The organism is Cereibacter sediminicola, from assembly GCF_007668225.1.
In the GTDB taxonomy this organism is placed as follows: domain Bacteria; phylum Pseudomonadota; class Alphaproteobacteria; order Rhodobacterales; family Rhodobacteraceae; genus Cereibacter_A; species Cereibacter_A azotoformans.
This window is the reverse complement of the sequence record NZ_VDEK01000177.1, coordinates 1-380: the sequence shown is the minus strand read 5'-3', so window position 1 is coordinate 380 and position 380 is coordinate 1. Positions and strand designations below refer to the sequence as shown.

1 protein-coding gene is annotated in these 380 nt (G+C 64.2%); it reads right to left on the bottom strand.

From position 1 onward, the window contains the following. Positions 1 to 129 precede the first annotated feature (129 nt). Positions 130 to 380: IS66 family insertion sequence element accessory protein TnpB (gene tnpB / locus FG154_RS20895; RefSeq protein ID WP_145112088.1), on the bottom strand; the 251-nt coding region annotated here is incomplete at its 5' end.

The window sequence follows — 380 nt, the reverse complement described above, 5'->3', positions numbered from 1 at the left end:
CTGCGCCAGTTCGGCCTTCGTGGCCGCCAGTTCGGCGCGCAGTTTCTCGAGTTCGCAAGCGGGATCGGACATGGCCGCTTCTACCATGCACAGCCACGGAAGCCAACAATTACAGATGCTTCCGCGACATCAGCCCATCTTCTTCGGCCTCTGGGTCCAGCGCGGATTGCGCCAGTCAATTCCGTCCAGCAGATAGCCGAGCTGAGCTGCGGATATCGCAACGGCCTCGCCCGTGGTGCTCGACGGCCAGACAAACTTGCCCGCCTCGAGGCGCTTCGCATAGAGCGACACGCCCACCCCGTCGAACCACAGCAGCTTCACCATGTCCGCCTTGCGGCCGCGGAAGCAGAAGATCTCGCCGCCATGCGGGTCGCGGCCGA